Below are 24,299 nucleotides of genomic sequence, written 5' to 3' on the forward strand. Positions count from 1 at the left end.
TCGCAAGCAGTGGGCCCAGTACGCCGACACGCCGCTCCGCGCGTACATTTCCCGGTCACTCGCGCAGGAGTCAGCGACCGTGAAGATCCTCATGGTGTCGTGGGAGTATCCGCCGGTCGTGGTCGGCGGACTCGGCAGGCACGTCCATCATCTCGCCACCGCGCTGGCCGAAGCGGGCCACGAGATCGTCGTGCTGAGCCGGCGACCGTCGAACACCGACCCGAGCACGCATCCGACCACCGACGAGATCGCCGACGGCGTGCGCGTGGTCGCGGCGGCGCATGATCCGCACGAGTTCGATTTCGGCAAGGACATGATGGCCTGGACGTTGGCGATGGGCCACGCGATGGTCAGAACCGGTTTGACGCTGAAGTCTCGACGCGGCCGCCCCTGGCGCCCCGACGTCGTACACGCACACGACTGGCTGGTCGCACATCCCGCGATCGCCCTGGCCGAATTCTTCGATGTACCAGTGGTATCCACGATCCATGCCACCGAAGCCGGCAGACATTCCGGATGGGTGTCGGGCCGTATCAGCAGACAGGTCCACGCGGTGGAATCGTGGTTGGTGCGCGAATCCGATTCGCTGATCACCTGTTCGGCCTCGATGCGCGATGAGGTCTCGGAGCTCTTCGGGCCGGGGCTGGCCGAGTCGTACGTTATCCGCAACGGAATCGACTGCGGTCGTTGGCCGTTTGCTAAACGCAAGCCCCGGACCGGACCTGCCCGGTTGCTGTACCTGGGTCGGCTCGAGTACGAGAAAGGTATCCACGACGCAATCGCCGCACTACCCCGAATCAGGCGCACCCACCCCGGTACCACGCTGACGATCGCCGGCGAGGGCACCCAGCTCGATTGGCTCGTCGAGCAGGCGCGAAAGCACAAGGTGCTCAAGGCGACCGCGTTCGCCGGACACCTCGACCACGACGCGTTGGTGAATCTGCTGCACACTGCCGACGCAGCCGTATTGCCCAGCCACTACGAGCCGTTCGGCATCGTCGCACTGGAAGCTGCGGCGACCGGGATCCCCTTGGTGACCTCGAACGTCGGAGGGTTGGGCGAGGCGGTTATCGACGGTGAAACCGGAATGTCCTTTCCGCCACGCGATACCGGTCGCCTGGCGGCGGCCGTCCGCTCGGTTCTCGACGACCCGCACGCCGCCCAACAACGCGCGATCGCCGCGCGCGAGCGGCTCACCTCGCAGTTCGAATGGCACGCGATCGCAGACGAAACCGCCCAGGTGTACCTGGCCGTCAAACGCCGTGAGCGCGAACCACATCGGCGCCGCCCCATCATCGAACACGCCCTGCCCGGTCGCTGATTAGACGTGCCGACTGGCGGGGATCGTGATTGATCCCCGCCAGTGGCGTTGTGTGGTTGGGCTCAGAACAGGCCGGTGTCGACGGTGGTGTCCACATCGACGTCGGTGTTGACCTGACCGGAGTTGTCAGTCGAGTTGTCTTGCCCGGAGTTGTCGACCGAGTTGTCGATCGAGTTGTCCACCGAATTGTCCTCGATGCTCGTGCCGCCGGAGATCCCACCGGACACGCTGCCGTCGATGTCGCCGACGGTGGTCTGGTTGCCCCCGACGGTGGTGGTGGTCGTGTCGTTGTCGTTGATCACGATGCCTCCACCCGAGCCGCCCGCAACGCCGGTGGCGTTGCCGCCGTCGTTGCCGACCCCGATCAGGCCGCCGCCGCCGTCTCCGCCTGAGGCGCTGCCGCCGCTGCCACCGCTCATATCGACGTCGTTGATGACCGGGCCCTCGTTGTCGGAGATGATGTCCCCGCCGGCGGTCTGGTCTCCGCTGTCGTCGATCTCGTTGTCCTCGCCGATGTTGACGTTGGAGTCCTCGATGTCGCCGGTGTTGACGTTCTCGTTGTCATCGCCGACGACGTTGCCGTCGCCCTCGACGTTGGTGGCATCGATATCGCCTGCGGTGCCGGTGTTGACCACCCCACCGTCGGTGGCGGTGTTGGTGGTCTTGTCACCGAAGGTGATGTCACCGAACTCCAGCCCGAAGTTGCCGATGCCCTGCTGCTGGTCCTCACCGGCGTGGTTGAGCGTGTTGGTCTCCGGGCTCAAGAACCGGGTGTCGTTATGGCTGAGGGTGTCGTTGTTGGACAACACCTCGGTCTGCCGCTGCGGGGCGAACGCGATCCCGTGCGTCTGGGCCACCGCCTGCTGCAAACCCACCACCGGATCACCACCACCATGCATCACCGCCGCGGGCGCGACCGCCGCGGCGGCCTGCTGCAGTTGGGCTGCAGACGCGTTCTGCACGCCGGCACCGCACATGGCCCGTTCTGGATCGTCGACGAAGGCCTGAGCCGAGACCTCGTCACGGAACAGGTTCAGAATCCAGTCGATTACGTTCATCTCAGTGGTCCTTTCGGATGTCTGGTCGCCGACCTCCGGCGAACTGATGCGAACGTTACGAATCCGCGGACATCCCCAAAACGGGTCGAAGCCCCCTCCCTCCGGCGTACGGATACAGGGCTGACTCAAGCCCCTGTTAGGGGGATAGGGGCGGTTCGTCGTGAGCAGTTCGTGGTCGCCGAACGGCGACGAGCATGCGCAAACTGTTGAATTTCAGCGGCGTGTCGTCTGCCGACACGCGCGCTCGCGCAACCAGAGTGCGCGCTCGCGCAAAACAGAGTGCGTGCTAGCGGGAGGCCTTCTTGCGCTCGATGTCGGCGAGGGCCGCGGCCAGTTCCGCGCGTTGCGCCGCCGATGTCTCCCATGCGAGTTGGCGGTTCTTGACCACTTTCGCGGGCGCACCGACGGCGATCGAGAAGTCGGGCACGTCGCCGCGCACAACCGCATGCGACCCGAGCACGCAACCACGCCCGATCGTAGTGTTGCGCAACACCGTGACCTTGACGCCGACCCAGGTGTCCGGCCCGATTCGCACCGGCCCTTTGACGATTCCCTGGTCCTTGATCGGCACGTTGATGTCGTCCATGCGATGGTCGAAATCACAGATGTAGCACCAGTCGGCCATCAGCACCGAATCACCCAACTCGATATCGAGGTAGGTGTTGATGACGTTGTCGCGGCCGAGCACCACCTTGTCGCCGAACCGCAGCGACCCCTCGTGGCAGCGGATCGTGTTCTTGTCGCCGATGTGCACCCAGCGGCCGATCTCCATCGTCGACAACTCCGGCGTCGCCTCGATTTCGACGCCCTTACCGAGGAAGACCATGCCTCGGGTGATGATGTGCGGATTGCGCAGCTTGAACTTCAGCAATCTCCAGTACCGCACCAGATACCACGGGGTGTAAGCGCGGTTGGCCAGCACCCATTTCACCGACGCCAGCGTCAGGAACTTCGCCTGCCGCGGGTCACGCAGTCGCGACCCTCGCCAGCGCTTGTGCAGCGGCGCGCCCCACATGGTCGTCATGGCCGGAAAGCCTACGCGAGCGACCGAATCGGCAACGGTTACCCTCACGTGGACCGATGACGAGGAACGGGAAGGATCGAGTGTTCCGGCGATTGACCGTGCTGGCAGTGTCCTTACTGACAGCGCTGATCACGGCCACACTGGCAGGCTGCCAGGACACCACCTCCTGGGTCGACGCCAAGGCCGCTGACGGCTGGGCCGCCCAATACGGCGATGCCGCTAACAGCAGCTACCAACCGGTGGCGGGTGCTGACACGCTGCGCCTCGAATGGATGAGGTCGGTCAAGGGTGACCTCGCCGCCGCGGTGGCACTCGGCACCGGCAGCTATCTGGCCGTCAACGCGCAGACCCCCGACGGATGCTCGCTGATGGTCTGGGAGGCCGACAATAAGGCGCGGCAGCGTTGGTGCACGCGCCTCGTACAGGGCGGGGGTGCGTCCAGTCCTCTTTTCGACGGCTTCGACAACCTGTATGTCGGACAGCCCGGCGCCATGCTGTCGTTTCCCCCGACGCAGTGGATCCGCTGGCGTCAACCGGTCATCGGGATGCCGACCACGGCGCGGATTCTGAGCCCGGGCCACCTGCTGGTCGTGACGCACCTGGGTCAGGTGCTGGTTTTCGACGCCCACCGCGGGACGGTCGAAGGCAGCCCGATCGACCTGGTCGCCGGTGTCGACCCCAAGGACTCCGAGCGCGGCCTCGCCGACTGCCGGCCCGCCCGCCCGCGCTGCCCGGTGGCCGCCGCGCCGGCGTTCGCCTCCGCCACCGGGACCGTCGTCCTCTCATTGTGGGAGCCGGGTGCCGACGCGCCCATCCTCGTCGGCCTGCGCTACCGGCCTGGGCAGTCACCGTTTCTGACCCGCGAGTGGACCAGCGACGTCGTCGGCGGCGGTCCCCTTGCCAGCCCGGTGTTCTCGGCCGACGGGTCGACCGTCTACGTCAACGGCCGCGACAATCACCTGTGGGCGCTCAACGCCGCCGACGGCAAGGCCAAGTGGTCGGTGCCGCTCGACTACCTCGGCCAAACCCCACCGTCCGTATCGCCCGACGGGCTGATCATCGCCGGCGGCGGGCCGGGCGCCAAGCTGACCGGCATCAAAGATGAAGGCGACCGCGGCGAGGTGCAGTGGACCCGCGACGACGTCACGCCGCTGTCGACCTCGAGCCGATCCGGCGCCGATCTCGCCTACACCGTCGTCCGCGACGGCGACGGGGAGGACGCCGGTCAGGCACTGCTGGTGTTCGACCCCGCCGAGGGGCGCACCCTCAACAGCTACCAGCTGCCAAGAGCGACGGGTTGGCCGGTCGGCGTCTCCATCGGAAAAGACCGCCGCGTGGTCACCGCCACCAGCGACGGCATGGTGTACGGCTTCGCACCGGCGTAGTGCACGACACCGGTCGCGAATCGTATTCGTCACCGCAACGAAACACACGAAGTGCGCGAGCATGCCAGCATGCCACCGTGCGCGTGTAACCCCAGCGAGCGCCGACGGGCGCACCCGAGCTAAGGAGACGGATTGTCCGAGTTCCTCGACGCAGTCAACGGTTACGTATGGAGCGACGCGCTCGTCTACCTGTGCCTAGCCGCAGGCGTGTACTTCTCTGCTCGCTCCCGGTTCGTCCAGGTACGCCAGGTACGGGAGATGGTCCGGCTGATGCTCAAGGGCGAGAAGTCGCCGTCGGGAGTGTCCTCGTTCCAGGCCTTGACGATGTCGCTGGCGGGGCGCGTCGGCACGGGCAACATCGCCGGCGTCGCGACCGCGATCGCCTTCGGCGGCCCGGGCGCGCTGTTCTGGATGTGGGCGGTGGCGTTCCTTGGCGCGTCGACGTCGTTCGTGGAGTGCACGCTGGGCCAGGTCTACAAGACACGCGACCCGCTGACCGGCGAATACCGCGGTGGGCCCGCCTATTACCTCAGCCGGGCGCTCGCGCACACCAAGGCCGCGGGCGCCTTCAAGGTCTACGGCTTCGTGTTCGCCGCCGTGACCGTGCTGGCCTGTGGCCTGCTGTTGCCCAGCGTCCAGTCGAACTCGATGGCGTCGGCGATGAACTCGGCCTGGGGATTCTCGAAATGGTGGGTGGCCGTCGGGACGGTCATTGTGCTGGCCTTCGTGATCATCGGGGGCGTCAAGCGCATCGCGGCATTCGCCTCGATCGTCGTGCCGTTCATGGCGGTCGTCTACATCGCGCTCGCGCTGGTGGTGGTGTTGTTGAACGCCGAACGGGTCCCCGGGGTGTTGGAAATGATCTTCGCCAGCGCGTTCGGCCTGGATTCCGCGTTCGGGGCGATCATCGGATCCGCGGTGATGTGGGGCGTCAAGCGCGGCATCTACTCCAACGAGGCCGGGCAGGGCACCGGTCCGCACGCGGCCGCGGCCGCCGAGGTCTCCCATCCCGCCAAGCAGGGCCTCGTGCAGGCGTTCGCCGTCTACGTCGACACACTGTTCATCTGCTCGTCCACAGGCTTCCTGATCCTGACGACGGGCGCCTACCGGGTCTTCGAAGGGGAAAGCGCGACCGGCGCCGTGATCGTCGAGGGTGGCCTGCTCTCCGGAGACGTGGAGGTCGGCCCCGCCTATGCGCAAGCCGGATTCGACAGCCTCTGGAGCGGTGCCGGATCGAGCTTCATCGCGGTGTCGCTGGCGTTCTTCTGCTTCACGACGATCATCGCCTATTACTACATGGCCGAGACCAACCTGCGCTTCATCCTCGGCCGGTTCTCTCCTGCCTCGATGCCGGTCATCCGGGGCACGGTGGGATCCAACGCGACGATGCTGCTTCAGGCGTTGATCCTGGTGTCGGTGGTCCTCGGAGCGGTGTCGACCGCGACCGAGGCGTGGGTGCTCGGCGACATCGGTGTCGGCCTGATGGCCTGGCTCAACATCGTCGGCATCATCATTCTCCAGCAGCCCGCGTACCGGGCGCTGTGGGATTACGAGAAGCAGAAGAAGGCCGGACTCGATCCCGTATTCGACCCCGACGCGCTGGCGATCACCGGTGCGACGTTCTGGGAGAACTACGACCCGCTCGCCGGCAAGGAGCGGGAATCGGCGCGGACCTGAGCCTTACAGCGCGAGCATCGGCGCCACCGCCGCGCGCGGAACCGTCGCTTGAACCGGGCCTGCTGATTCGGGGAACAGTCCGCCCTGACTGAAGAAGAAGATCAGCGAATCGTCGGTCAGCGCAAAGTTCTGGTAGTTCGCGGGATCGGTGCCTTGGCCCGGCGGAACCGGGGCCATGATGCCCTGCCTTTCCAGGTACCGGTCGACCTCGCGGTAGATCACATCCATCGGCTCGGAGCCGGGCTTGAACAAGGTTTCGAAGGTGATCGGCGTATTCGTGGCGAGGTTCCAGTTAAACGACTGGTAGAAGGTCTGCGGACGCACCCCGCCGACGTTCTGCCAGACGGTGAACACCACGCTGCGGGTGCCGGTGGTCGGCGGCCCCGAGCGGTAGCCGGCGCCTTCGGCGTCAAGTTCATACCGCATCCCGTCCGCGCCCGGGTTCTCGGCGACGTTGACGAAACCGTCGCGCGCCTGCGTCAGGTAGGCCACCAGCGGCGCCTGGTCGGGATAGTCGTCGGGGAAACTCAATTCGTAGGTGTAGTTCGGCTTTTCGACGTACACCCGGCATATTTGATCCGGCCCAACCGTTCCCTGCAGGTCGGCGCACCCGGGCTGGGCGGCTGCCGCGGGGATGGCGAGGGCACCGGTGACGGCGGCCACCGCAACCAGAGCGGTCCACCTGAAATTGCGCATCGACGTCCTCGCAGCCGGCGCCGGTCTGGATACCGGCGCATCTCCGCAAGGATACGTGGACGCTCAGCGAGACGGACGACAAATGAATGCCGTTGCCCGGCTTGCGCCTCCGGTGCCGAGACGGGTGATCACCACCGAAGCTTGCTGTGAGCCGCGCAGGCGAAGCCGCGGCCGCAGCGCGTCGGGGTCGACGTCGACGCCGCGCACGAGGATCTCGACCGCCCCGACGTCACGCGCCGAAAGCACCTGCCGCAACCGCCGTTCGCTGAAGGCCACTTCGTCGAGCACCTCGAAGCCGCGTACAGCGGGTGGGAGTCGGTCGCCCGAGAGGTAAGCGATGTCGGGATCGAGCTGCCACAGTCCGTGCCGTGCCGCGTAGTGGCGGACCAGTCCTGCGCGCACGACGGCACCGTCAGGGTCGACGATCCACTTCCCGACGGGTGCCACCGCGCAGTCGTCGGGTTCGTCGTCGGTGACCTGTTCGCCGGTGTCCAACAACGAAGCTCGACGCCTGACCCCACGCTCGGTGAGTTCACCCGACCACAGGCACGCTTCACGCACGCTGCCCGCGAGCGACGTCACCTCGATCTCACCGTCGAAGCCCAACCGCCTCACCGCGTCGAAATCGATTCCGGGAGCACACTTCACGACAGTGTCGTATCGGCGGTAGACATCGAGCAGCTCGTCGAGCGGGGGTGCGTAGTCGCGCGGGTCGAACCGGCGGCGTCCGGCGCTGCGCCGCGCCGGGTCGAGCACGACCACCGTGTCGTGCGTGACGGGCCGAAGCGCGTCGGCGCGGCAGAGGTCGACACCGTCGACGTTGTTGCGCGCCATCGCCAGGCGCACCGGATCGATATCGCTGCCGATCACGAGGTCTGCCGATTCGCGGAGCGCGGCCAACTCGGTGCCGATCGAGCACGTCGCGTCGTGTACCCGGGCGCCGCTGAGTCGACGGGCGCGGTGCCGGGCGACCGGTTCGGCGGTGGCCTGCTGTAGGGCCTCGTCGGTGAACAACCAGCCATCGGGATGCGAGAGTTTGGCCGCCGCCTTGCGACGCAGCAGCGTGGTCTCGACCAGCACGGCGGCGCGATTACCGAATCTCTCACGCGCCGAAGCGATGTCGGCGACGAGCGTCTTACCGGTCAACCGCAGCGTGGCGGTTTCCCGCAGAGCGTCGATGCCTGCCGGGCTGCGGAGATAGTCGACGTCCTCGACGCCGAACGCCACCGTCACGCGGCTGGCTTGACCCCTGTGATCATCACGTTGTAGTACCAGGACTTCGGCACCACACGGCTCCAGAGGTTGGCGTCGACCCAGCTCAACGTGATCCAGCTGTGGAACGCGAATTTCGCGTAACCCCAACCCAATCGGCCGGGTGGGACGGCGGCCTCGAAGGTGCGCAGCGGCCAGCCCAGCATCGCGGCGGTGAACTCGGTGGTGGCGGTCGAGACCTCGACGGCGCCGGCGTTGCTTGCCATGCGCTCGAGGTCAGCTGGAGAGAAGGTGTGCAGGTCGACGACGGCCTCCAATGCGGCCGCGCGTGAGGACTCGTCGAGTTCGGCCTGAGGCCGACGCCAACCCGAGAGCCCGGGCAGCTTCGTCACGTTGGTCACCGCCCGCCAGGTCAGCGTCGACAGCGGGCGGGCATAGTTCTCCCCCGCGTTCGTCGGCTCGCCGGCGAAGATGAACCTTCCGCCGGGCTTGAGCACCCGCACCACTTCGCGCAGCGACAGTTCGACGTCGGGGATATGATGCAACACCGCGTGGCCGACCACGAGGTCGAAGGTGTCGTCGTCGTACGGAATGCCCTCGGCATCGGCCACCCGGCCGTCGATCTCGAGGCCGAGGTTCTCGCCGTTGCGAGTGGCGACCTTGACCATGCCCGGGGACAGGTCGGTGACCGAACCGCGCCGTGCCACGCCCGCCTGGATCAGGTTGAGCAGAAAGAACCCGCTGCCGCACCCGAGCTCCAACGCCCGGTCGTAGGGCAGCTTGCGCTGCTCGTCGAACGGAACGGTGGCGTCGAACAGGTCGCGGGCGTAGTCAACGCAGCGCTTGTCGTAGGAGATTGACCACTTCTCGTCGTAACTCTCGGCTTCCCAGTCGTGATACAGCACCTGGGCCAGTTTGGAGTCGTGGCGGGCGGCTTCTACCTGTTCGGCGGTGGCGTGCGGGTTCGGCACCGGAGCCGCGGAGCGGGCGACATCGGACACCGGAGCCGCGGAGCCGGCGACATCAGAAACAGTGTCGGTTTCCTCAAAGCTCATAACAGGGCAGCCTAGAGGTCAAACGTCGCCTTGGCCGCAGCCAGTACCTGGGGCGGATGCTCGACGAACCGTTGCGCCCAGGCCAGCGCGGCGTCGTAGACGCCGTCGGGCGCCACCATCTGGTCGACGAGACCCAGCGCGCGCGCCTCCCTGGCGTCGACGAACCGGCCGCTGAAGACCAGCTCCTTGGCCTTGCTGAGGCCGACGGTGCGGGCCAGTCGGGCCGTGCCGCCCGCGGGCACGAGCCCGGCCAGGATCTCCGTCACACCGAACTTGACATTGTCGCCGCAGACCCGCCAGTCGGCCGCCAGCGCCAGCGTCAGCCCACCACCCAACGCGTAACCGGTGATCGCCGCGACCGTGGGTTTGGGGATGGCGGCCAGGGCGTCGACGGCTGCGCGGCACGTCTGGGTGGCGGTGTCGGCTTCCTCGGCGTTGAGGGTGCGCAGTTCGGGGACGTCGTCGCCGGCGGAGAAGATCTCGTGGCCGCCATACACAATCACCGAATGGATGTCGTCGCGGTCGCCGATGCCTCGCGCGGCGGAGACCAGTTCGCGGTAGACCTGACGGGTCAGGGCGTTGGTCGGCGGCCGCGACAGCAGCAGCGTGGCGATGCCGGGCCGCTCATCGCTGGTGTGGACCGAGACGAACTCACTCATGCCTGGCGCGTGTCGGATCCGTAGCCCTCGGGGCTGCGGCGGTTGCGGGCGGCGTTGTATCGGTCGCTGTCGAAGAACTCGATCTCCCAGTTGCCGGTGTCCTTGTTCGCTGCGAGATGCGGTGTGACCGAGACGATCTGACGTTCCACGGCAAGCACTTCATCGACGGTGTGGCCGGCGAGCGAGTCCAGTTGGGTCCAAGTCGGCGGCAGCAGGAACGTCCGGCCAGCGGCGAAATCGTCGAGCGCTTGCTGCGGGGTCATCCAGTCGGCCGTGTCGGTCTCGGTGTTCTCGCCGTCGGCGCGTTGACCCTTCGGCAAGGCGCCGACGAAGAAGTAGGTGTCGTAGCGGCGGGTGCGTTCTTCCTTCGGCGTCACCCAATTGGCCCACGGCCGAAGCAGATCGGCGCGCAGCACCAACTTCTCGCGGTGCAGGAAGTCGGCGAACGACAGCGACCGGTTGACCAGCGCGGCGCGTGCCTCGTGGTAGACCGAGGCGTCGTCGACCAGGACGTCGGGATCGTCGGCGGCCCCGGCGAACAACACCCCGGACTCCTCGAACGTCTCGCGCGCCGCCGCGCACACCAGCGCCTGCGCCAGGCTCGGCTCGACGTTCAACCGCTTTGCCCACCAGTCGGGTTCGGGACCAAACCAGTCGATGTCGGCGTTGCGGTCGCGGTCGTCGACACCGCCGCCGGGGAAAACCATCACGCCGGCGACGAAATCCATCGCCGAGTGGCGCCGCATCAGGAAGACTTCAACTTCTCGCGCGAGCCCCTCGCGCTTGTCGCGGATCAGCATCACGGTCGAGGCGGGCCGCGGCGTCAGTGGTTCTTCGGTCATGCTCGTCTCCTGTGCGCGGCCCGGCTCCTGGCGCGACGCGCGAAGTACCGCCCGTCGACGACCTCGAGCGTGATCGCCTGGCCGAAAGCTTTGGAGAGGTTCTCGGCGGTCAGCACATCGGGCAGCAGCCCGGAGTCGACCACCTTGCCCTCGGACAGGATCAGTCCGTGTGAGAAACCGCGCGGAATCTCCTCGACGTGGTGGGTCACCAAGACCATTGCCGGGGCGTCCGGGTCGGCGGCCAGATCCTCGAGCCGGGCCAGAAGTTCCTCGCGTCCACCGAGGTCCAGTCCCGCGGCGGGCTCGTCGAGCAGTAGCAGTTCCGGATCGGTCATCATCGACCGTGCGATCAGAACGCGCTTGCGTTCGCCTTCGGACAGAGTGCCGTACGTGCGCATTGCCAGGTGTTCGGCGCCGACACTTTCGAGCATGTCGACCGCCTGTTCGTAGTCGACGTCGTCGTAAGCCTCACGCCAGCGTCCCAGCACCGCGTAGCCGGCCGAGACCACCAGGTCGCGCACCACCTCGCCGTCGGGCACCCGCTGCGACAACGCCGAACTGCTCAGACCGACCCTCGAGCGCAGTTCGGACATGTCGGTTCGGCCGAGTCGCTCACCGAGCACGTATGCCGTCCCCGACGACGGGTACTCCAGTGCGGCCGCGATGCGCAGTAGCGAGGTCTTACCCGCACCGTTGGGACCGATGACCACCCAGCGCTCGTCGAGTTCGACCGCCCACGTGATGGGGCCGATCAGGGTCTGTCCCCCACGCCGCAACGACACCTTGGCGAAGTCGATCAGCACATCGGGGTCGGCTGCATCTCCTTCGGTGGTGGGCACTCGCCCATCGTAGACAGGCGACTTGTGCGTGATTCCGTTCGCCCAGCGATCGATTTCACGCCTAAATCGCCCGCGCGCCTGCGGCGAGCCTCGGCGACGCAAGTTGTCGCGCGCCTGCGGCGAGCCTCGGCGACGCAAGTTGTCGCGCGCCTGCGGCGAGCCTCGGCGACGCAAGTTGTCGCGCGCCTGCGGCGAGCCTCGGCGACGGAGGCCCACCCGCTTACCGCCACCACCCTCTCCGGCGTGATCCTCAAGAAGAACTGCACCAGCGGGCCGATCCCGAATGCGTAGACGACCGTCCCGACGCCGACCGTGCCGCCGAGTAGCCAGCCGACCGCCAACACCGTCGCCTCGATCGAGGTACGGACAAAGCGCACCGACAGCCCGGTCCGTTCGACCAGGCCGGTCATCAGCCCGTCGCGCGGGCCCGGTCCGAGGCCGGCGCCGACGTAGAGCACGGTGCTGACTGCGTTGAGCACCACCGCGCCCACCATCATCGCGATGCGCACCGGCAGCGATGTGGGCGTCGGCAGCAACCACAGCGTGACATCGACCGTGATCGCGATGACGACGACGTTGGCCACGGTGCCCACACCGGGCCGGTTGCGCAGTGGAACCCAGGCCAGCAGCACGACCACGCCCACGACCGCCGAAGCCACGCCGATCGTCATCCCGGTGTGCCGGGCCAGACCCTGATGGAAGACGTCCCAGGGATCTAGTCCCAGCCCGGCGCGCACCATGACCGCCATCGAGAAGCCGTAACCGGTCAACCCGACGAGAAGGACAAGGCCGCGGACGACCCCTCTACGCATGGTGGGGGAAGCGCACCTTGATGAGTTCGAGTTCGCGGGCCATGCGTTCGGCGTCGCGGTCGTCGTAGTCGGCGCGTGCGATGGGCTGCTGCCACGCCAGGGTCGAGGCGAGGCGGCGACTCAAGCGAGGTATCCAGTTTAAGCTCATGACCTCCATCGTCGGCTCGAACTGGCTTGCCCTTCAATAGCCAGTTAGGCAATACTGGCCTGTAATGACACTTGAAACGCCCGCCCGAACGCTCAATGTGGACTTTCTGGCTCGCGAGCTGGGCAACTGGCGGACGTCCAGTCGAAGTGGACCCGCTTACCAGGGTCTGGCCGACGCCCTCCGTCTGCTGATCATCGACGGACGCGTCCCCGTCGGGGCGCGAGTGCCCAGCGAGCGCGCACTCGCTGACACGCTGCGGGTGTCACGCACCACGGTCACCGCCGCTTACACCCAGTTGCAGGAGGACGGATATCTCGTCGCGCGCCGCGGTGCCCGCAGCACGACTGCGTTACCCGTCGCACCTGCAGCGCGCGTCGAGCCCGCCGCGCCGTCGGTGAGCCTGGCCGCGGCCGCGTTGTCGGCTCCGGCCGCGGCGGTGATGGAGGCCTTCACAGAGGCGACCCGCGACGTCACGCCCTATCTGCACGCGCCGGGACACGAACTCGTCGGTGTTCCCGCACTGCGACAGGCGATCGCCGAAAGGTACTGCGAGCGTGGGCTTCCCACCGAGCCGGACGAGATCATGGTGACGACCGGGGCGTTGCACGCCATCGGCTTGATCCTGACGACATATGTTCAGCCCGGTGACCGCGTACTCGTCGAACAACCGACGTACCACGGTGCTCTGTCCTCGATCACGACCGCCGACGCCCGCCCCGTCCCGGTCGCGATGACCGAAACCGGCTGGGATTTCGACGCACTTCAGAATGCGCTGCACCAGATGTCGCCGACGCTGGCGTATCTGATTCCCGACAACCAGAACCCGACTGGTATGACGATGCCTGCCGCGGACCGGAAACGGTTGGCGAGCATCATCGCGGAGACCCGCACCCGCACCGTCATCGACGAGACGATCCTCGACATGTGGCTGGACGAACCCGCGCCCGGCCCGGTGGCGGGTGAGATGACGTCGCGACGCGATCTGGTGCTGACCGTCGGCTCGATGTCGAAGTCGTTCTGGGGCGGGCTGCGGGTCGGCTGGATCCGTGCGGAGCGCGCCATCATCGCCACCATCGCCGCGCTGCGGCCGTCGATCGACATGGGCACGGCCGTGCTCGAACAGTATGCTGCGGCAAGGCTTCTCGCCCGGCGCGACGAGTTGCTGCCCGAGCGACGCGAGATCTTGCGCAGCCGTCGCGCATATCTGCAGTCGCTGCTGAGTCAGCACCTGCCCGATTGGGAGCCCGGCCCGGGCGCCGGCGGTATGTCGTTGTGGGTGCGGCTGCCTGCCCCGATGAGTACCGCGCTGTCGGCGGCGGCCTCCCGGTTGGGCCTCGACCTGCCCGCGGGCCCGCGGTTCGGGGTGGACGGCACCCTCGAGCGGTTCGTCCGCGTGCCGTACGCGCTACCCGAGGAGCGGTTGGGCGAGGCGGTGGAACTGCTGGCGCGGGCGTGGCGCAGCGTCACCGGGCTGTCGGCGCCGGAGCCGACGACCGTCGTCGTCTAGCGAAGGTCCGCGTGGGCCCACACGCAGTCGTGAGCGACCGTGTCTGTCCCGCGGCACGCCGCTTTCTCGCGTACAAATGCGGTCGTTCGCGCCCACGAAAGGCCCCTCAGTCGGGGATCTCGACGCGGCGCACCACACCGTCGACGGCATCGGCGGCCTCGATCTCACCGCGCGTGACACCGAGAATGAACAGCACGGTGTCCAGGTACGGCTGGCTCAGCGACGCGTCGGCGACCTCCCGCAGCGCGGGCTTGGCGTTGAACGCCACACCCAGACCCGCGGCGGCGAGCATGTCGATGTCGTTGGCACCGTCGCCGACAGCCACCGTCTGTTCCATCGGCACACCGGCCTGCTGCGCGAAATCCCTTAGCGCCTTGGCTTTTCCCGGCCGGTCGATGACAGGGCCGATCACCCGGCCGGTCAGTTTGCCGTCGACGATCTCGAGTTCGTTCGCGGCGACGAAATCCATCATCAGCTCATGCGCCAGCGGTTCGATGACCTGGCGGAAGCCGCCCGACACGATGCCGCAGTGATATCCCAGCCGCCGAAGTGTGCGCAGCGTGGTACGGGCACCTGGCGTCAACTCGATCTGGTCGGCGACGTCGTCGAGCACGGACGCGGGAAGGCCGGCGAGTGTCGCCACGCGCCGGTGCAGGGATTCGGCGAAGTCGAGTTCGCCACGCATGGCGGCCTCGGTGACCTCGGCGACTGCGGCCTCGGCGCCCACCTTGGCCGCCAGCATTTCGATCACCTCGCCCTGGATCAGGGTCGAGTCGACGTCGAACACGATGAGCCGCTTGGCTCGTCGCGTCAGGCTGAAGTCCTCGAGCGCGACGTCGATCTCCTGGGCGACCGCCACGCGTGCCAGCGCTTGCTGCAGTTCCTCGTAGACCGCGCGGGACGGCACCGAGACCCGCAGCTCCAATCCCGTGACGGGGTAATCCGATATGCCACCGATCGTGTCGATGTTGACCTCCAGCCGCGCGAGTTCGCGGGCCACCACCCCGAACTCCTCGGCGGTGATCGGACGGCCGAGGACGACGATCGTGTGCGTCGACGGTTCCCGCATGACGGGCTCGCCGTCGCTGCGTTCGATCGTGACGTCCAAGCCCACTTCACGGATCGCCGCGGTCACGGCGCCACGAAGCTCGGCGCTGCCCGCCGCCTCCGCCGACCCCGCGACGAGCACACCCAACGTCAGCCGGCCGCGGATTACGACCTGTTCGACGTTGAGCAGCTCGACCTGGTGACGCGACAGCACCTCGAACAACGCCGACGTGACGCCGGGCTGGTCGCGGCCGGTGACCGTGATCAGCAGCGACACACGCTCGCTTGATTTACCGGTCATGCCGCAATCGTGTCAGGTACGGACGTTCGCGTCGTCCAGCCGGGTCACGTCGCCGTCCGCGGGCCCGTGGCTGCGTCCGACGTGTGCCTCCGCGCGCATCCGCTCCACCATGTGCGGGTAGTGCAGCTCAAACGCGGGTCGCTCCGAACGGATTCGGGGCAACTCGGTGAAGTTGTGCCGCGGCGGCGGGCATGAGGTCGCCCACTCCAGCGAGTTGCCGTAACCCCACGGGTCGTCGACGGTCACCGGCTCGCCGTAGCGCCAGCTCTTGAAGATGTTCCACACGAACGGCAGCGTCGAGATGCCCAGGATGAAGGCGCCGATGGTCGACACGACGTTGAGCGTGGTGAACCCGTCGGTCGGCAGGTAGTCCGCATACCGGCGCGGCATACCCTCGTCGCCCACCCAGTGCTGCACCAGGAACGTGACGTGGAAACCGATGAACGTCAGCCAGAAGTGCAGTTTGGCGAGTCGTTCGTCGAGCAAGCGGCCCGTCATCTTGGGGAACCAGAAGTAGATTCCGGCGTAGGTTGCGAACACGATCGTGCCGAAGAGCACGTAGTGGAAGTGCGCGATGACGAAGTAGCTGTCGGTGACGTGGAAGTCCAGCGGCGGGCTGGCCAGCAGCACGCCCGACAGACCGCCCAGCAGGAACGTCAGCAGGAACCCGATCGAGAAGAGCATCGGTGATTCGAATGTCAACTGGCCCTTCCACATCGTGCCTATCCAGTTGAAGAACTTGATACCCGTAGGAACGGCGATCAGGAACGTCATGAACGAGAAGAAGGGCAGCAACACCGCACCCGTCGCGTACATGTGGTGTGCCCACACCGCGATCGACAGCGCGGCGATCGCGATGGTCGCGTAGATCAGCGTGGTGTAACCGAAGATCGGCTTACGGCTGAACACCGGGAAGATCTCGCTGACGATGCCGAAGAACGGCAGCGCGATGATGTACACCTCGGGGTGACCGAAGTACCAGAACAAGTGCTGATACAACAGCACACCGCCGTTGGCGGGGTCGTAGATGTGCGCGCCGAGGTGCCGGTCGGCGGCCAGCCCGAACAGCGCGGCGGTCAGCAGCGGGAAGGCCAGCAGCACCAGGATCGACGTCACCAGGATGTTCCAGGTGAAGATCGGCATCCGGAACATCGTCATACCGGGTGCGCGCATGCACACCACAGTCGTGATCATGTTCACGCCGCCGAGAATCGTGCCCAGACCCGAGATGGCCAGACCCAGGATCCACAGGTCACCGCCGGCGCCCGGTGAGTGGATCGCGTTGCTCAGCGGCGCGTACGCCGTCCAGCCGAAGTCGGCAGCACCACCGGGGGTGATGAAACCGGAGATAGCGATCAGGGCGCCGAACACGAACAGCCAGAACGACAGGGCGTTCAGCCGGGGGAACGCGACGTCGGGGGCGCCGATCTGCAGCGGCAGCACCAGGTTGGCGAAGCCGAACACGATCGGGGTCGCGTAAAACAGCAACATCACCGTGCCGTGCATGGTGAACAGCTGGTTGAACTGCTCGTTCGAGAGGAACTGCAGTCCCGGCATCGCCAGCTCGGTCCGCATGAACAGCGCCATCAGCCCGCCGATGAAGAAGAAGATGAAGCAGGCGACGCAGTACATGATGCCGATCATCTTGTGATCGGTGGTGGTGATGAGCTTGTAGATCAGATTGCCCTTGGGGCCGAGTCGCTCCGGGAACGGACGCCGTGCCTCGAGTTCTCCGATAGGGGGCGCTTCGGCTACCAACAGGTCCTCCATACATCCAGGTCGGGACATCCCCGGGGTTGTCTCGATGAATCCTAGCGGCCCTGCGATCATGAATGCTCGGGGGTCCTACAAAGCGTCGTATTGGCCAGCACACGGCTTTCGGCCCGGGAGCTGGCCGGATGTTACCGTCGGCGACGTGTTGATCGGCCGAGCGCGCAGGGGCGTCGTGGCCGCCAGGACGCTGGGCCTGGCCGCGCTCGCGACCGCCGTCGGCATGACCATGATGAGCGGTTGCGGCTCCCCCGATGGGGAGTCGTCCGACACCGCCGCCCCGCAGACGATCGTCACCAGCACGACGAGCATCGCCGGCGCCGGGGTGCTGGGCAATCAGCGACGCCCCGACGAATCGTGTCCGGCTGAACCGGCACCGGTGGACCCGGGTCCCCCCGAGCGCATGGTGCGCCACGCCGCCGGCGAGACCCTGGTGCGCGCCGACCCCCAGCGCATCGTGGTGCTGTCCGGCGATCAGCTCGACGCTCTATGCGCGTTGGGACTGCAGTCGCGGATCGTGGCCGCGGCGCTGCCCGACGGCTCCGATAGCCAACCGTCGTATCTGGGCCAGGTCATCCACGACGTGCCCGGCGTCGGCACCCGTAGCGAACCGGACCTCGACGGCATCCGCGCGGCGGCACCCGACCTGATCCTCGGCTCGGAGGCGTTCACGGCCGAAGCGTTCGGGCCGCTGTCCGACATCGCGCCGACGGTATTCTCCGGCCCGCCCGGCGCGGCGTGGCAGGACAACCTGCGCACCGTGGGCGCCGCGACCGGACGACAGGACGCCGCAAACGGATTGGTCGAGGGATTCGACCGCGCGGCCGACAAGACCGCCGTCGACAACGACGCCACCCACTTCCAGGCGTCGGTCGTACAGTTCACCGACACCACGATGCGCGTCTACGGCGTCGAGACCTTCCCGGGCAGCGTGCTGGCCGACGTCGGCGTCGATCGCCCTGTGACACAACGCTTCACCGACAAGCCGTACATCGAGGTGGGAGTCACCGACACCGACCTCGCCGACAATCCCGACCTGTCGATCGCCGACGGCGACATCGTCTACGTGTCCTTCGACTCACCGTCTGCGCGCGACCGCGCGCCCGCGGTGCTCGAGAGCGATGCGTGGAAGAAGCTGGGCGCGACGCGGGACGGTCGGGTCTTCGCGGTCAACAACGAGGTGTGGCAGACCGGAGAGAACATCGTGGCCGCGCGCGGCATGCTCGCCGACCTGCAATGGCTCAACGCCCCGATCAATTAGCGTGGTCGACGTGTTCCACGTCCTGAAATCGACCTATTTGCAACCGCCCGAGGTCGTCAACGAGACCCGGCCCGCCCACCTCGAATGGCTCAAGGGCGAGGTCAGCGCCGGCCGGATCGTGTTGGCGGGGCGCCTGGAGGACGAGTCGGGCGCCGTTCTGATCACCGGCGACATGGATACCGAGCAGGCGCAGGACGTCGTCGACCGTGATCCCTACACGGCGGCCGGCGTCGCGCGATACGAACGGCTGTCGTTCAACGGGGCGTTCCGGGCCACCGGTCTGTAGCGGTCCTAGGAGAAAACTCACAGCTTCGGCAGGAATCATCGGGGCAGGCCACCCCGTTGGTCGTTCCAGGCGGGTCGCAGTGTCAGCGACGGCTTGTCGATAGTCAATCGGAACGAAAAGAAGAAGGTCGTAATGAGCACCGTTGCCGCATATGCCGCATTGTCGGCGTCCGAACCACTGGTCAAAACCACCATCAGCCGTCGCGAGGTCGGGCCGCACGACGTGGCGTTCGACATCCACTTCGCGGGTATCTGTCACTCCGACATTCACACCGTCCGCGACGAGTGGGGCCGCGCGAACTATCCCGTGGTTCCCGGGCACGAGATCGCCGGCATCGTCACCGAGGTCGGTACGGAGGTCACGGGATTCAAGGCCGGCGACCGCGTCGGCGTCGGCTGCTTCGTCGATTCCTGCCGCGAGTGCGCGCAGTGTCGCGCAGGCGAGGAACAGTACTGCGCCAAGGGCATGGTCGGCACCTACAACGCGATCGGTCGCGACGGTGCGCCGACACAGGGCGGCTACAGCGGCGCCATCGTGGTGGACGAGAACTATGTGCTGTGCATCCCCGACAGCCTCCCGCTGGACGCGGCGGCGCCGTTGCTATGCGCAGGCATCACGTTGTATTCGCCTCTGCGCCACTGGAATGCGGGTCCGGGAACCCGGGTGGCGGTCATCGGGCTGGGCGGGCTGGGCCACATGGGCGTCAAGCTCGCGCACGCGATGGGCGCCCACGTGACGGTGCTGAGCCAGTCGCTGAAGAAGATGGAGGACGGCCTGCGCCTCGGTGCCGACGAGTACTACGCCACCTCCGACCCGGAGACGTTTTCCACGCTGCGCGGATCGTTCGACCTGATTCTCAATACGGTGTCGGCCAACCTCAATTTGGGCCGCTACCTCGGACTGCTCGCACTCGACGGCACGATGGTCGAACTGGGTATGCCGGAGCAGCCCATGTCGGTACCCGCCGGAGCGCTGATCTCCGGTCGGCGCCGCCTCGCGGGCTCACTGATCGGCGGCATCGCCGAAACGCAGGAGATGCTCGACTTCTGCGCCGAGCATGCGGTGCGACCCGAGATCGAGGTCATCACACCCGATTACATCAACGAGGCCTACGAGCGGGTGGTGGCCAGCGATGTGCGCTACCGCTTCGTGATCGATACGCAGACGCTGCGCACGTAGTCATCGATTCCGCCGATGCGCGGTAGCCGATGTCGGCGGAACCTCTCGGAGTAGCGCCGTCAGAATTGACGCACGATCGCTTCGTTGACGAAGACGCCGTGGCGGCTGGCGTCGTTCGTGATGCGCGTGCGGAACCCTTCCGCCTCAACGGTCCATCCGTTGGTCCGGAACGTCCCGCTGTCTACAGCCACGGGTGGGGTGGCCGGTTCGGCGATAAGACCTCGGTCCCAGTAGAACTCACCCGTGCCGCGGACGACTGCGAGGTTCAGCCGCTGGTTCCATTTGGACGTCTCGTACGGCGCCTCTCCCCACGGCTGTCCGTTCGTCAACGCGCACACGGTCGTCGGCCCGCCGCCGAACGTCGTGTCGTCCGCGCTGAGCAGACACCTCACGGCCCCGGACTGCAGAAGCACCTGCTGCCCCGTGTCGGCAGCCGCCGGCGGCGCCAGGAATACCGCACCGAGAATGGAGGCGCCCAATGCCGCCACTGCCTGCCGAATCATGCCCGTCTCCACCGTCGTGCTACGCCATTACCTTGCGCCGCGAATCGTCTCACGGGGCTGATCGTGACAGGCCGATTTCCTACGAAGTCGGCGGTGCAACCGGTCACAGCGGCCTTACTGATGGCACCCGGCGACCGGTATAACGCTGCTGCCTGACGCGCTACCGTGCTGATTCCGACGAGATGGAGGGCGTTTTCCGACGCGCGGTAATCGCACCCGCTGCGCGTAGCGTTGAAGCCATGACGCCGACGTTGCCGGGCTTCGATGAGTGGCTGTATGCCGCTCTGATCGAGGAGGCACACAAGGTCGGCGAATCCACCGAGACATACATCGGCCGCGCCGTAGCTTCCCGGATGATCATCGAGCGGGCTCGCCGAGGTGACGGCGATGTGCGCGAACTCATGGCGCACGTCAAATCGTTGAACCTGGACACGCACGACCCGGTCACAGCCCTCGCCGAGGGTGCTGTCATCTCCGACCCTGATCGACTCCGCGCGCTCTACGACAGTGGTTTGCTCAACGCCGAACGGGCCCGCAGCCTCGACCGCATCGTCGGCATGGTGGTGGCCGCGGTTGGGGTGCCGTCAGCTGCGGTGACACTGATCGATCGCGACACCCAGTACATGTGCAGTGCAATCGGTCTGACCGGCGAAATGGCAGTCAGACGTCAGGGGCCTTTGAAGGGTTCCCTCGGCCGCGAAGTTCTCGTTACGGGCAAGCCGTTGGTCGTCGCCGACGCCCGACAAGAACCGCTTCTGCGCGACCATTGGGCAGTGAAGGAGGGTGTCGTCGTGGCCTACGCGGGCTTCCCGCTGACGGACGGCCAGGGACACACCATCGGCACGCTCATCGCCTGGGACACCAGGCCCCGCCGGTGGACGCCCGGCCATGTCCAGGTGATGGAGGACTTCGTTATGGTGCTCCGCGCGCGCCTGTTCGGCGTCAACCCGGACTGACCTCGTAGCGCACCGGCTAGAAGTCCCAGTCCTCGTCTTCGGTGACGACGGCCTTGCCGATCACGTAGCTCGACCCTGACCCGGAGAAGAAGTCGTGGTTCTCGTCGGCGTTCGGGCTCAGCGCCGACAAGATCGCGGGGTTGACGTCGGTCTCGTCGCGCGGGAACAGCGCCTCGTAGCCGAGGTTCATCAGCGCCTTGTTGGCGTTGTAGCGCAAGAACTTCTTGACGTCCTCGGTCAGCCCGACGCCGTCGTAGAGGTCCTGGGTGTACTCGACCTCGTTGTCGTAGAGCTCGAACAGCAGCTCGTACGTGTAGTCCTTCAGTTCGGCCTGCTTGGCGGCGTCCTCGAGCGCCAGACCGCGCTGGAACTTGTAGCCGATGTAATAGCCGTGCACGGCCTCGTCGCGGATGATCAACCGGATCATGTCGGCGGTGTTGGTCAGCTTGGCCCGGCTGCTCCAGTACATCGGCAGGTAGAACCCGGAGTAGAACAGGAAGCTCTCGAGCAGCGTCGAGGCCACCTTGCGCTTGAGCGGCTCGTCACCCTTGTAGTACTGCATGACGATCTCGGCCTTGCGCTGCAGGTTCGGGTTCTCCTCCGACCAGCGGAACGCGTCGTCAATCTCGGCGGTCGAGCACAACGTGGAGAAGATGTTGCTGTAGCTGCGCGCGTGCACCGATTCCATGAACGCGATGTTTGTGTAGACGGCTTCCTCGTGCGGGGTCAACGCATCGGGGATCAGGCTGACCGCCCCGACCGTGCCCTGGATGGTGTCGAGCAGCGTCAGGCCGGTGAACACCCGCATCGTCAGCTGCTTCTCATGGTCATTGAGCGTGTTCCACGACGGAATGTCATTGGATACCGGCACCTTCTCCGGCAACCAGAAGTTGCCCGTCAGCCGGTCCCAGACCTCGGCGTCCTTCTCGTCCTGGAGACGGTTCCAGTTGATCGCCGAGACACGGTCAATCAGCTTCATGCCATCACTCACGAGAACCCCATTTCACCTGGTCTTTGGTCCGCTTGACGCGGTTCTGTCGCCCGACATCGACACTACCCCTGGGGGACGACATCCACGGCTAACACAACATCGTGTGTTGGCGTGTCGCTCCCGCCGACGAGTTACCGCTGCGGCCAGTGTGCATTCTGATCGGCTCTCGGCGCCGTTTCGGCCTAAATCGCGATCTCAGCGCACACTAGGCAGCCAGCGACGCGCGCTGCCCTCCGAAGAACCGATACTCCGACTTGTCGAACTTGCGGGTCGCCAACCAGTACTGCCATGTCATGCCGCTCCACAGCGTCCGGTTCACGCCGTGCTCGTCGAGATACCAACTCTGGCAACCGCCGGTGCTCCACACGGTTCCGGCGAGATCGCCTTGCAGTTCCTCGTTGTAGCGATCCTGAGCCTCACGGGTCGGCGCCAGCGCCTGGGCGCCCGCCCGGTCGACGGCCGCGATGGCTTGGGCGGCGTAGCGGATCTGCGACTCGATCATGAACACCACCGAGTTGTGCCCCAGTGCGGTGTTGGGCCCGAGCAGGAAGAACAGGTTCGGCATGTCGGCGACCGTGATGCCGCGCAGCGCCGCGATGCCCTCGCGGTTCCAGCGGTCCACCAGGTCCTCGCCACGCGGGCCCTTGATGTGGACATACGTATAGGAGTCGGTGACGTGGAATCCGGTGGCGAACACGACGACGTCCGTTTCCCTTTCGACGCCGTCGGCGGTGACGATGCCCGTCGGGGTGAACCGCTCGATGGCGTCGGTGACGACGTCGGTCTTCGGGTCGGCGATGCCGCGATAGTAGGTGTCGGAGTTCAGGATTCGCTTACAACCGGCCCGATAGTTCGGCGTCAGCTTGCGGCGCAGCTCGCGGTCCTTGATCGACTTGTTGATGTTCCACTTACCCAGCAACTCACCGATTTTCAGCAGCCGCGGTTCGCGGGTCATCGCGAAACCGACGCCCTCGTGAATCCAGTAGATGGCCGCGCGCATCAGTTGCCGGGTGCCGGGCACATTGGTGAACAGGTCGCGCGCCCATCGCGGAATCGGATTGTTGGGCCGCGGCATCACCCACGCCGGTGTGCGCTGATACAGGTGCAGCGCGCCGACGTCCTTGACGATCTCCGGCACGATCTGAATCGCACTCGCACCGGTGCCGATCACCGCCACCCGTTTGCCGGTCAGATCGACATCATGGTCCCACTCGGCGGAATGGAAGGTGGCACCGGTGAATTCGTCGAGTCCGGGGAATTCTGGAACGAACGGGATGTGCAGGCCGCCCGCCCCGGAGACGACGAACTGTGCGACGAACTCGCGGCCGTCCCCGGTGAAGACATGCCAGCGCAATTCATTGTCGTCCCAATGCACACGGTCGACGTGGGCGCCGAATCGGATATAGCGACGCAGCCCGTATTTGTCCGTCACGCCCTTGAGGTAGTCGAAGATCTCGGGCTGAAACGACCACATGTGACGCCAGTCGGCCTTGGGCTCGAACGAGAACGAGTACATGTGCGACGGGATGTCGCAGGCGCACCCCGGATAGGTGTTGTCGCGCCAGGTGCCACCGATCTCGTCGGCCTTCTCCAGCATGAGGAAGTCGACGTTCTGACGTTGCAGCGCAATGGCCATTCCGAGACCGGAGAAGCCGGTGCCGATGATCAGCGCGCGGGTGTGCACCGGTTGTTGGGCAGTGGTGTCCTCGGCCGTCTGCTCGGCAACCGTCATGGTCTCCCCTATTACCCCAGTTGACGCGTGCACCCTAC

The 24,299-nt window shown here is 66.4% G+C and carries 22 protein-coding genes and 1 pseudogene; 8 read left to right on the forward strand and 15 right to left on the reverse strand.

Translation table 11 applies throughout. The features are described 5' to 3' along the window. The first annotated feature begins 79 nt into the window (after positions 1 to 79). Positions 80 to 1,321 carry a glycosyltransferase family 4 protein gene (locus AAHH99_RS08030; RefSeq protein WP_418768186.1) on the forward strand — a complete coding sequence of 414 codons (1,242 nt, stop codon included), beginning with the start codon at positions 80 to 82 and terminating at the stop codon, positions 1,319 to 1,321. Positions 1,322 to 1,383: 62 nt separating this feature from the next. On the opposite strand, the gene AAHH99_RS08035 is transcribed toward AAHH99_RS08030, so the two are convergent. Then, positions 1,384 to 2,379, reverse strand: a complete 996-nt coding sequence (locus AAHH99_RS08035; protein WP_418768187.1) for an IniB N-terminal domain-containing protein — start codon at positions 2,377 to 2,379, stop codon at positions 1,384 to 1,386. A 286-nt stretch (positions 2,380 to 2,665) separates the two neighbouring features. Next, on the reverse strand, positions 2,666 to 3,403 hold the full coding sequence (locus AAHH99_RS08040; protein ID WP_418768188.1) for an acyltransferase: 738 nt from the start codon (positions 3,401 to 3,403) through the stop codon (positions 2,666 to 2,668). Positions 3,404 to 3,483: 80 nt separating this feature from the next. Between AAHH99_RS08040 and AAHH99_RS08045 the strand changes: the two genes are divergently transcribed. Then, complete coding sequence (locus AAHH99_RS08045) at positions 3,484 to 4,788, forward strand: PQQ-binding-like beta-propeller repeat protein (protein ID WP_418769556.1); 1,305 nt, start codon at positions 3,484 to 3,486, stop codon at positions 4,786 to 4,788. Positions 4,789 to 4,920: 132 nt separating this feature from the next. Continuing rightward, positions 4,921 to 6,465, forward strand: a complete 1,545-nt coding sequence (locus tag AAHH99_RS08050) for an alanine/glycine:cation symporter family protein (RefSeq protein WP_418768189.1) — start codon at positions 4,921 to 4,923, stop codon at positions 6,463 to 6,465. Positions 6,466 to 6,468: 3 nt separating this feature from the next. Here AAHH99_RS08050 and AAHH99_RS08055 read toward each other — a convergent pair whose 3' ends face one another. The 8 genes and pseudogenes from AAHH99_RS08055 to AAHH99_RS08090 all read right to left on the reverse strand — a co-directional run bounded on the left by AAHH99_RS08055 (position 6,469) and on the right by AAHH99_RS08090 (position 12,728). Next, positions 6,469 to 7,161 carry an esterase gene (locus AAHH99_RS08055; RefSeq protein WP_418768190.1) on the reverse strand — a complete coding sequence of 231 codons (693 nt, stop codon included), beginning with the start codon at positions 7,159 to 7,161 and terminating at the stop codon, positions 6,469 to 6,471. Between the two features lie 63 nt (positions 7,162 to 7,224). After that, complete coding sequence (locus tag AAHH99_RS08060; protein ID WP_418768191.1) at positions 7,225 to 8,394, reverse strand: THUMP-like domain-containing protein; 1,170 nt, start codon at positions 8,392 to 8,394, stop codon at positions 7,225 to 7,227. After that, complete coding sequence (locus AAHH99_RS08065; RefSeq protein ID WP_418768192.1) at positions 8,391 to 9,428, reverse strand: class I SAM-dependent methyltransferase; 1,038 nt, start codon at positions 9,426 to 9,428, stop codon at positions 8,391 to 8,393. Before AAHH99_RS08065 ends, AAHH99_RS08060 begins: the two co-directional genes overlap by 4 nt. Positions 9,429 to 9,439: 11 nt before the next feature. Continuing rightward, positions 9,440 to 10,087 carry an enoyl-CoA hydratase gene (locus tag AAHH99_RS08070; RefSeq protein ID WP_418768193.1) on the reverse strand — a complete coding sequence of 216 codons (648 nt, stop codon included), beginning with the start codon at positions 10,085 to 10,087 and terminating at the stop codon, positions 9,440 to 9,442. Continuing rightward, positions 10,084 to 10,929, reverse strand: a complete 846-nt coding sequence (locus AAHH99_RS08075; RefSeq protein ID WP_418768194.1) for an NUDIX hydrolase — start codon at positions 10,927 to 10,929, stop codon at positions 10,084 to 10,086. Before AAHH99_RS08075 ends, AAHH99_RS08070 begins: the two co-directional genes overlap by 4 nt. Next, positions 10,926 to 11,801, reverse strand: a complete 876-nt coding sequence (locus AAHH99_RS08080; RefSeq protein WP_418769557.1) for an ABC transporter ATP-binding protein — start codon at positions 11,799 to 11,801, stop codon at positions 10,926 to 10,928. The genes AAHH99_RS08075 and AAHH99_RS08080 overlap by 4 nt, the downstream gene beginning before the upstream one ends. A 164-nt stretch (positions 11,802 to 11,965) precedes the next feature. Further along, a pseudogene (locus AAHH99_RS08085) lies at positions 11,966 to 12,580 on the reverse strand (YczE/YyaS/YitT family protein); the annotation flags it as partial. Next, entirely contained in the window at positions 12,573 to 12,728 is a 156-nt protein-coding gene (locus AAHH99_RS08090) for a hypothetical protein (protein ID WP_418768195.1), read from the reverse strand. The pseudogene AAHH99_RS08085 and the gene AAHH99_RS08090, both read right to left, overlap by 8 nt. A gap of 64 nt (positions 12,729 to 12,792) precedes the next feature. On the opposite strand from AAHH99_RS08090, the gene AAHH99_RS08095 reads away from it, so the two are divergent. Next, positions 12,793 to 14,235, forward strand: a complete 1,443-nt coding sequence (locus tag AAHH99_RS08095; protein WP_418768196.1) for a PLP-dependent aminotransferase family protein — start codon at positions 12,793 to 12,795, stop codon at positions 14,233 to 14,235. Positions 14,236 to 14,341: 106 nt separating this feature from the next. Here the strand turns inward: AAHH99_RS08095 and serB are convergent, their stop codons facing one another. Further along, complete coding sequence (serB, locus tag AAHH99_RS08100) at positions 14,342 to 15,583, reverse strand: phosphoserine phosphatase SerB (RefSeq protein WP_418768197.1); 1,242 nt, start codon at positions 15,581 to 15,583, stop codon at positions 14,342 to 14,344. A gap of 12 nt (positions 15,584 to 15,595) precedes the next feature. After that, entirely contained in the window at positions 15,596 to 17,341 is a 1,746-nt protein-coding gene (gene ctaD, locus AAHH99_RS08105; RefSeq protein ID WP_418769558.1) for a cytochrome c oxidase subunit I, read from the reverse strand. Positions 17,342 to 17,498: 157 nt separating this feature from the next. Here ctaD and AAHH99_RS08110 point away from each other — a divergent pair, with 157 nt between their 5' ends. The 3 genes from AAHH99_RS08110 to AAHH99_RS08120 all read left to right on the forward strand — a co-directional run bounded on the left by AAHH99_RS08110 (position 17,499) and on the right by AAHH99_RS08120 (position 20,079). Then, on the forward strand, positions 17,499 to 18,614 hold the full coding sequence (locus AAHH99_RS08110; protein ID WP_418768198.1) for an iron-siderophore ABC transporter substrate-binding protein: 1,116 nt from the start codon (positions 17,499 to 17,501) through the stop codon (positions 18,612 to 18,614). A 10-nt stretch (positions 18,615 to 18,624) separates the two neighbouring features. Further along, entirely contained in the window at positions 18,625 to 18,900 is a 276-nt protein-coding gene (locus AAHH99_RS08115) for a YciI family protein (RefSeq protein ID WP_418768199.1), read from the forward strand. 132 nt (positions 18,901 to 19,032) lie between these two features. Next, complete coding sequence (locus tag AAHH99_RS08120) at positions 19,033 to 20,079, forward strand: NAD(P)-dependent alcohol dehydrogenase (protein ID WP_418768200.1); 1,047 nt, start codon at positions 19,033 to 19,035, stop codon at positions 20,077 to 20,079. 59 nt (positions 20,080 to 20,138) lie between these two features. Here the strand turns inward: AAHH99_RS08120 and AAHH99_RS08125 are convergent, their stop codons facing one another. Then, entirely contained in the window at positions 20,139 to 20,582 is a 444-nt protein-coding gene (locus AAHH99_RS08125; protein ID WP_064398840.1) for a hypothetical protein, read from the reverse strand. 239 nt (positions 20,583 to 20,821) lie between these two features. On the opposite strand from AAHH99_RS08125, the gene AAHH99_RS08130 reads away from it, so the two are divergent. After that, complete coding sequence (locus AAHH99_RS08130) at positions 20,822 to 21,538, forward strand: GAF domain-containing protein (RefSeq protein WP_064398423.1); 717 nt, start codon at positions 20,822 to 20,824, stop codon at positions 21,536 to 21,538. 16 nt (positions 21,539 to 21,554) lie between these two features. Here AAHH99_RS08130 and nrdF read toward each other — a convergent pair whose 3' ends face one another. Then, on the reverse strand, positions 21,555 to 22,517 hold the full coding sequence (gene nrdF / locus AAHH99_RS08135; protein ID WP_064415334.1) for a class 1b ribonucleoside-diphosphate reductase subunit beta: 963 nt from the start codon (positions 22,515 to 22,517) through the stop codon (positions 21,555 to 21,557). Positions 22,518 to 22,734: 217 nt separating this feature from the next. After that, a complete protein-coding gene (locus AAHH99_RS08140; protein ID WP_418768201.1) occupies positions 22,735 to 24,261 on the reverse strand; it encodes a flavin-containing monooxygenase in 1,527 nt (508 codons plus the stop codon). Between the last annotated feature and the right edge of the window lie 38 nt (positions 24,262 to 24,299).

It is taken from the genome of Mycobacterium neumannii, from assembly GCF_048452905.1.
Classification (GTDB): Bacteria; Actinomycetota; Actinomycetes; order Mycobacteriales; family Mycobacteriaceae; genus Mycobacterium; species Mycobacterium neumannii_B.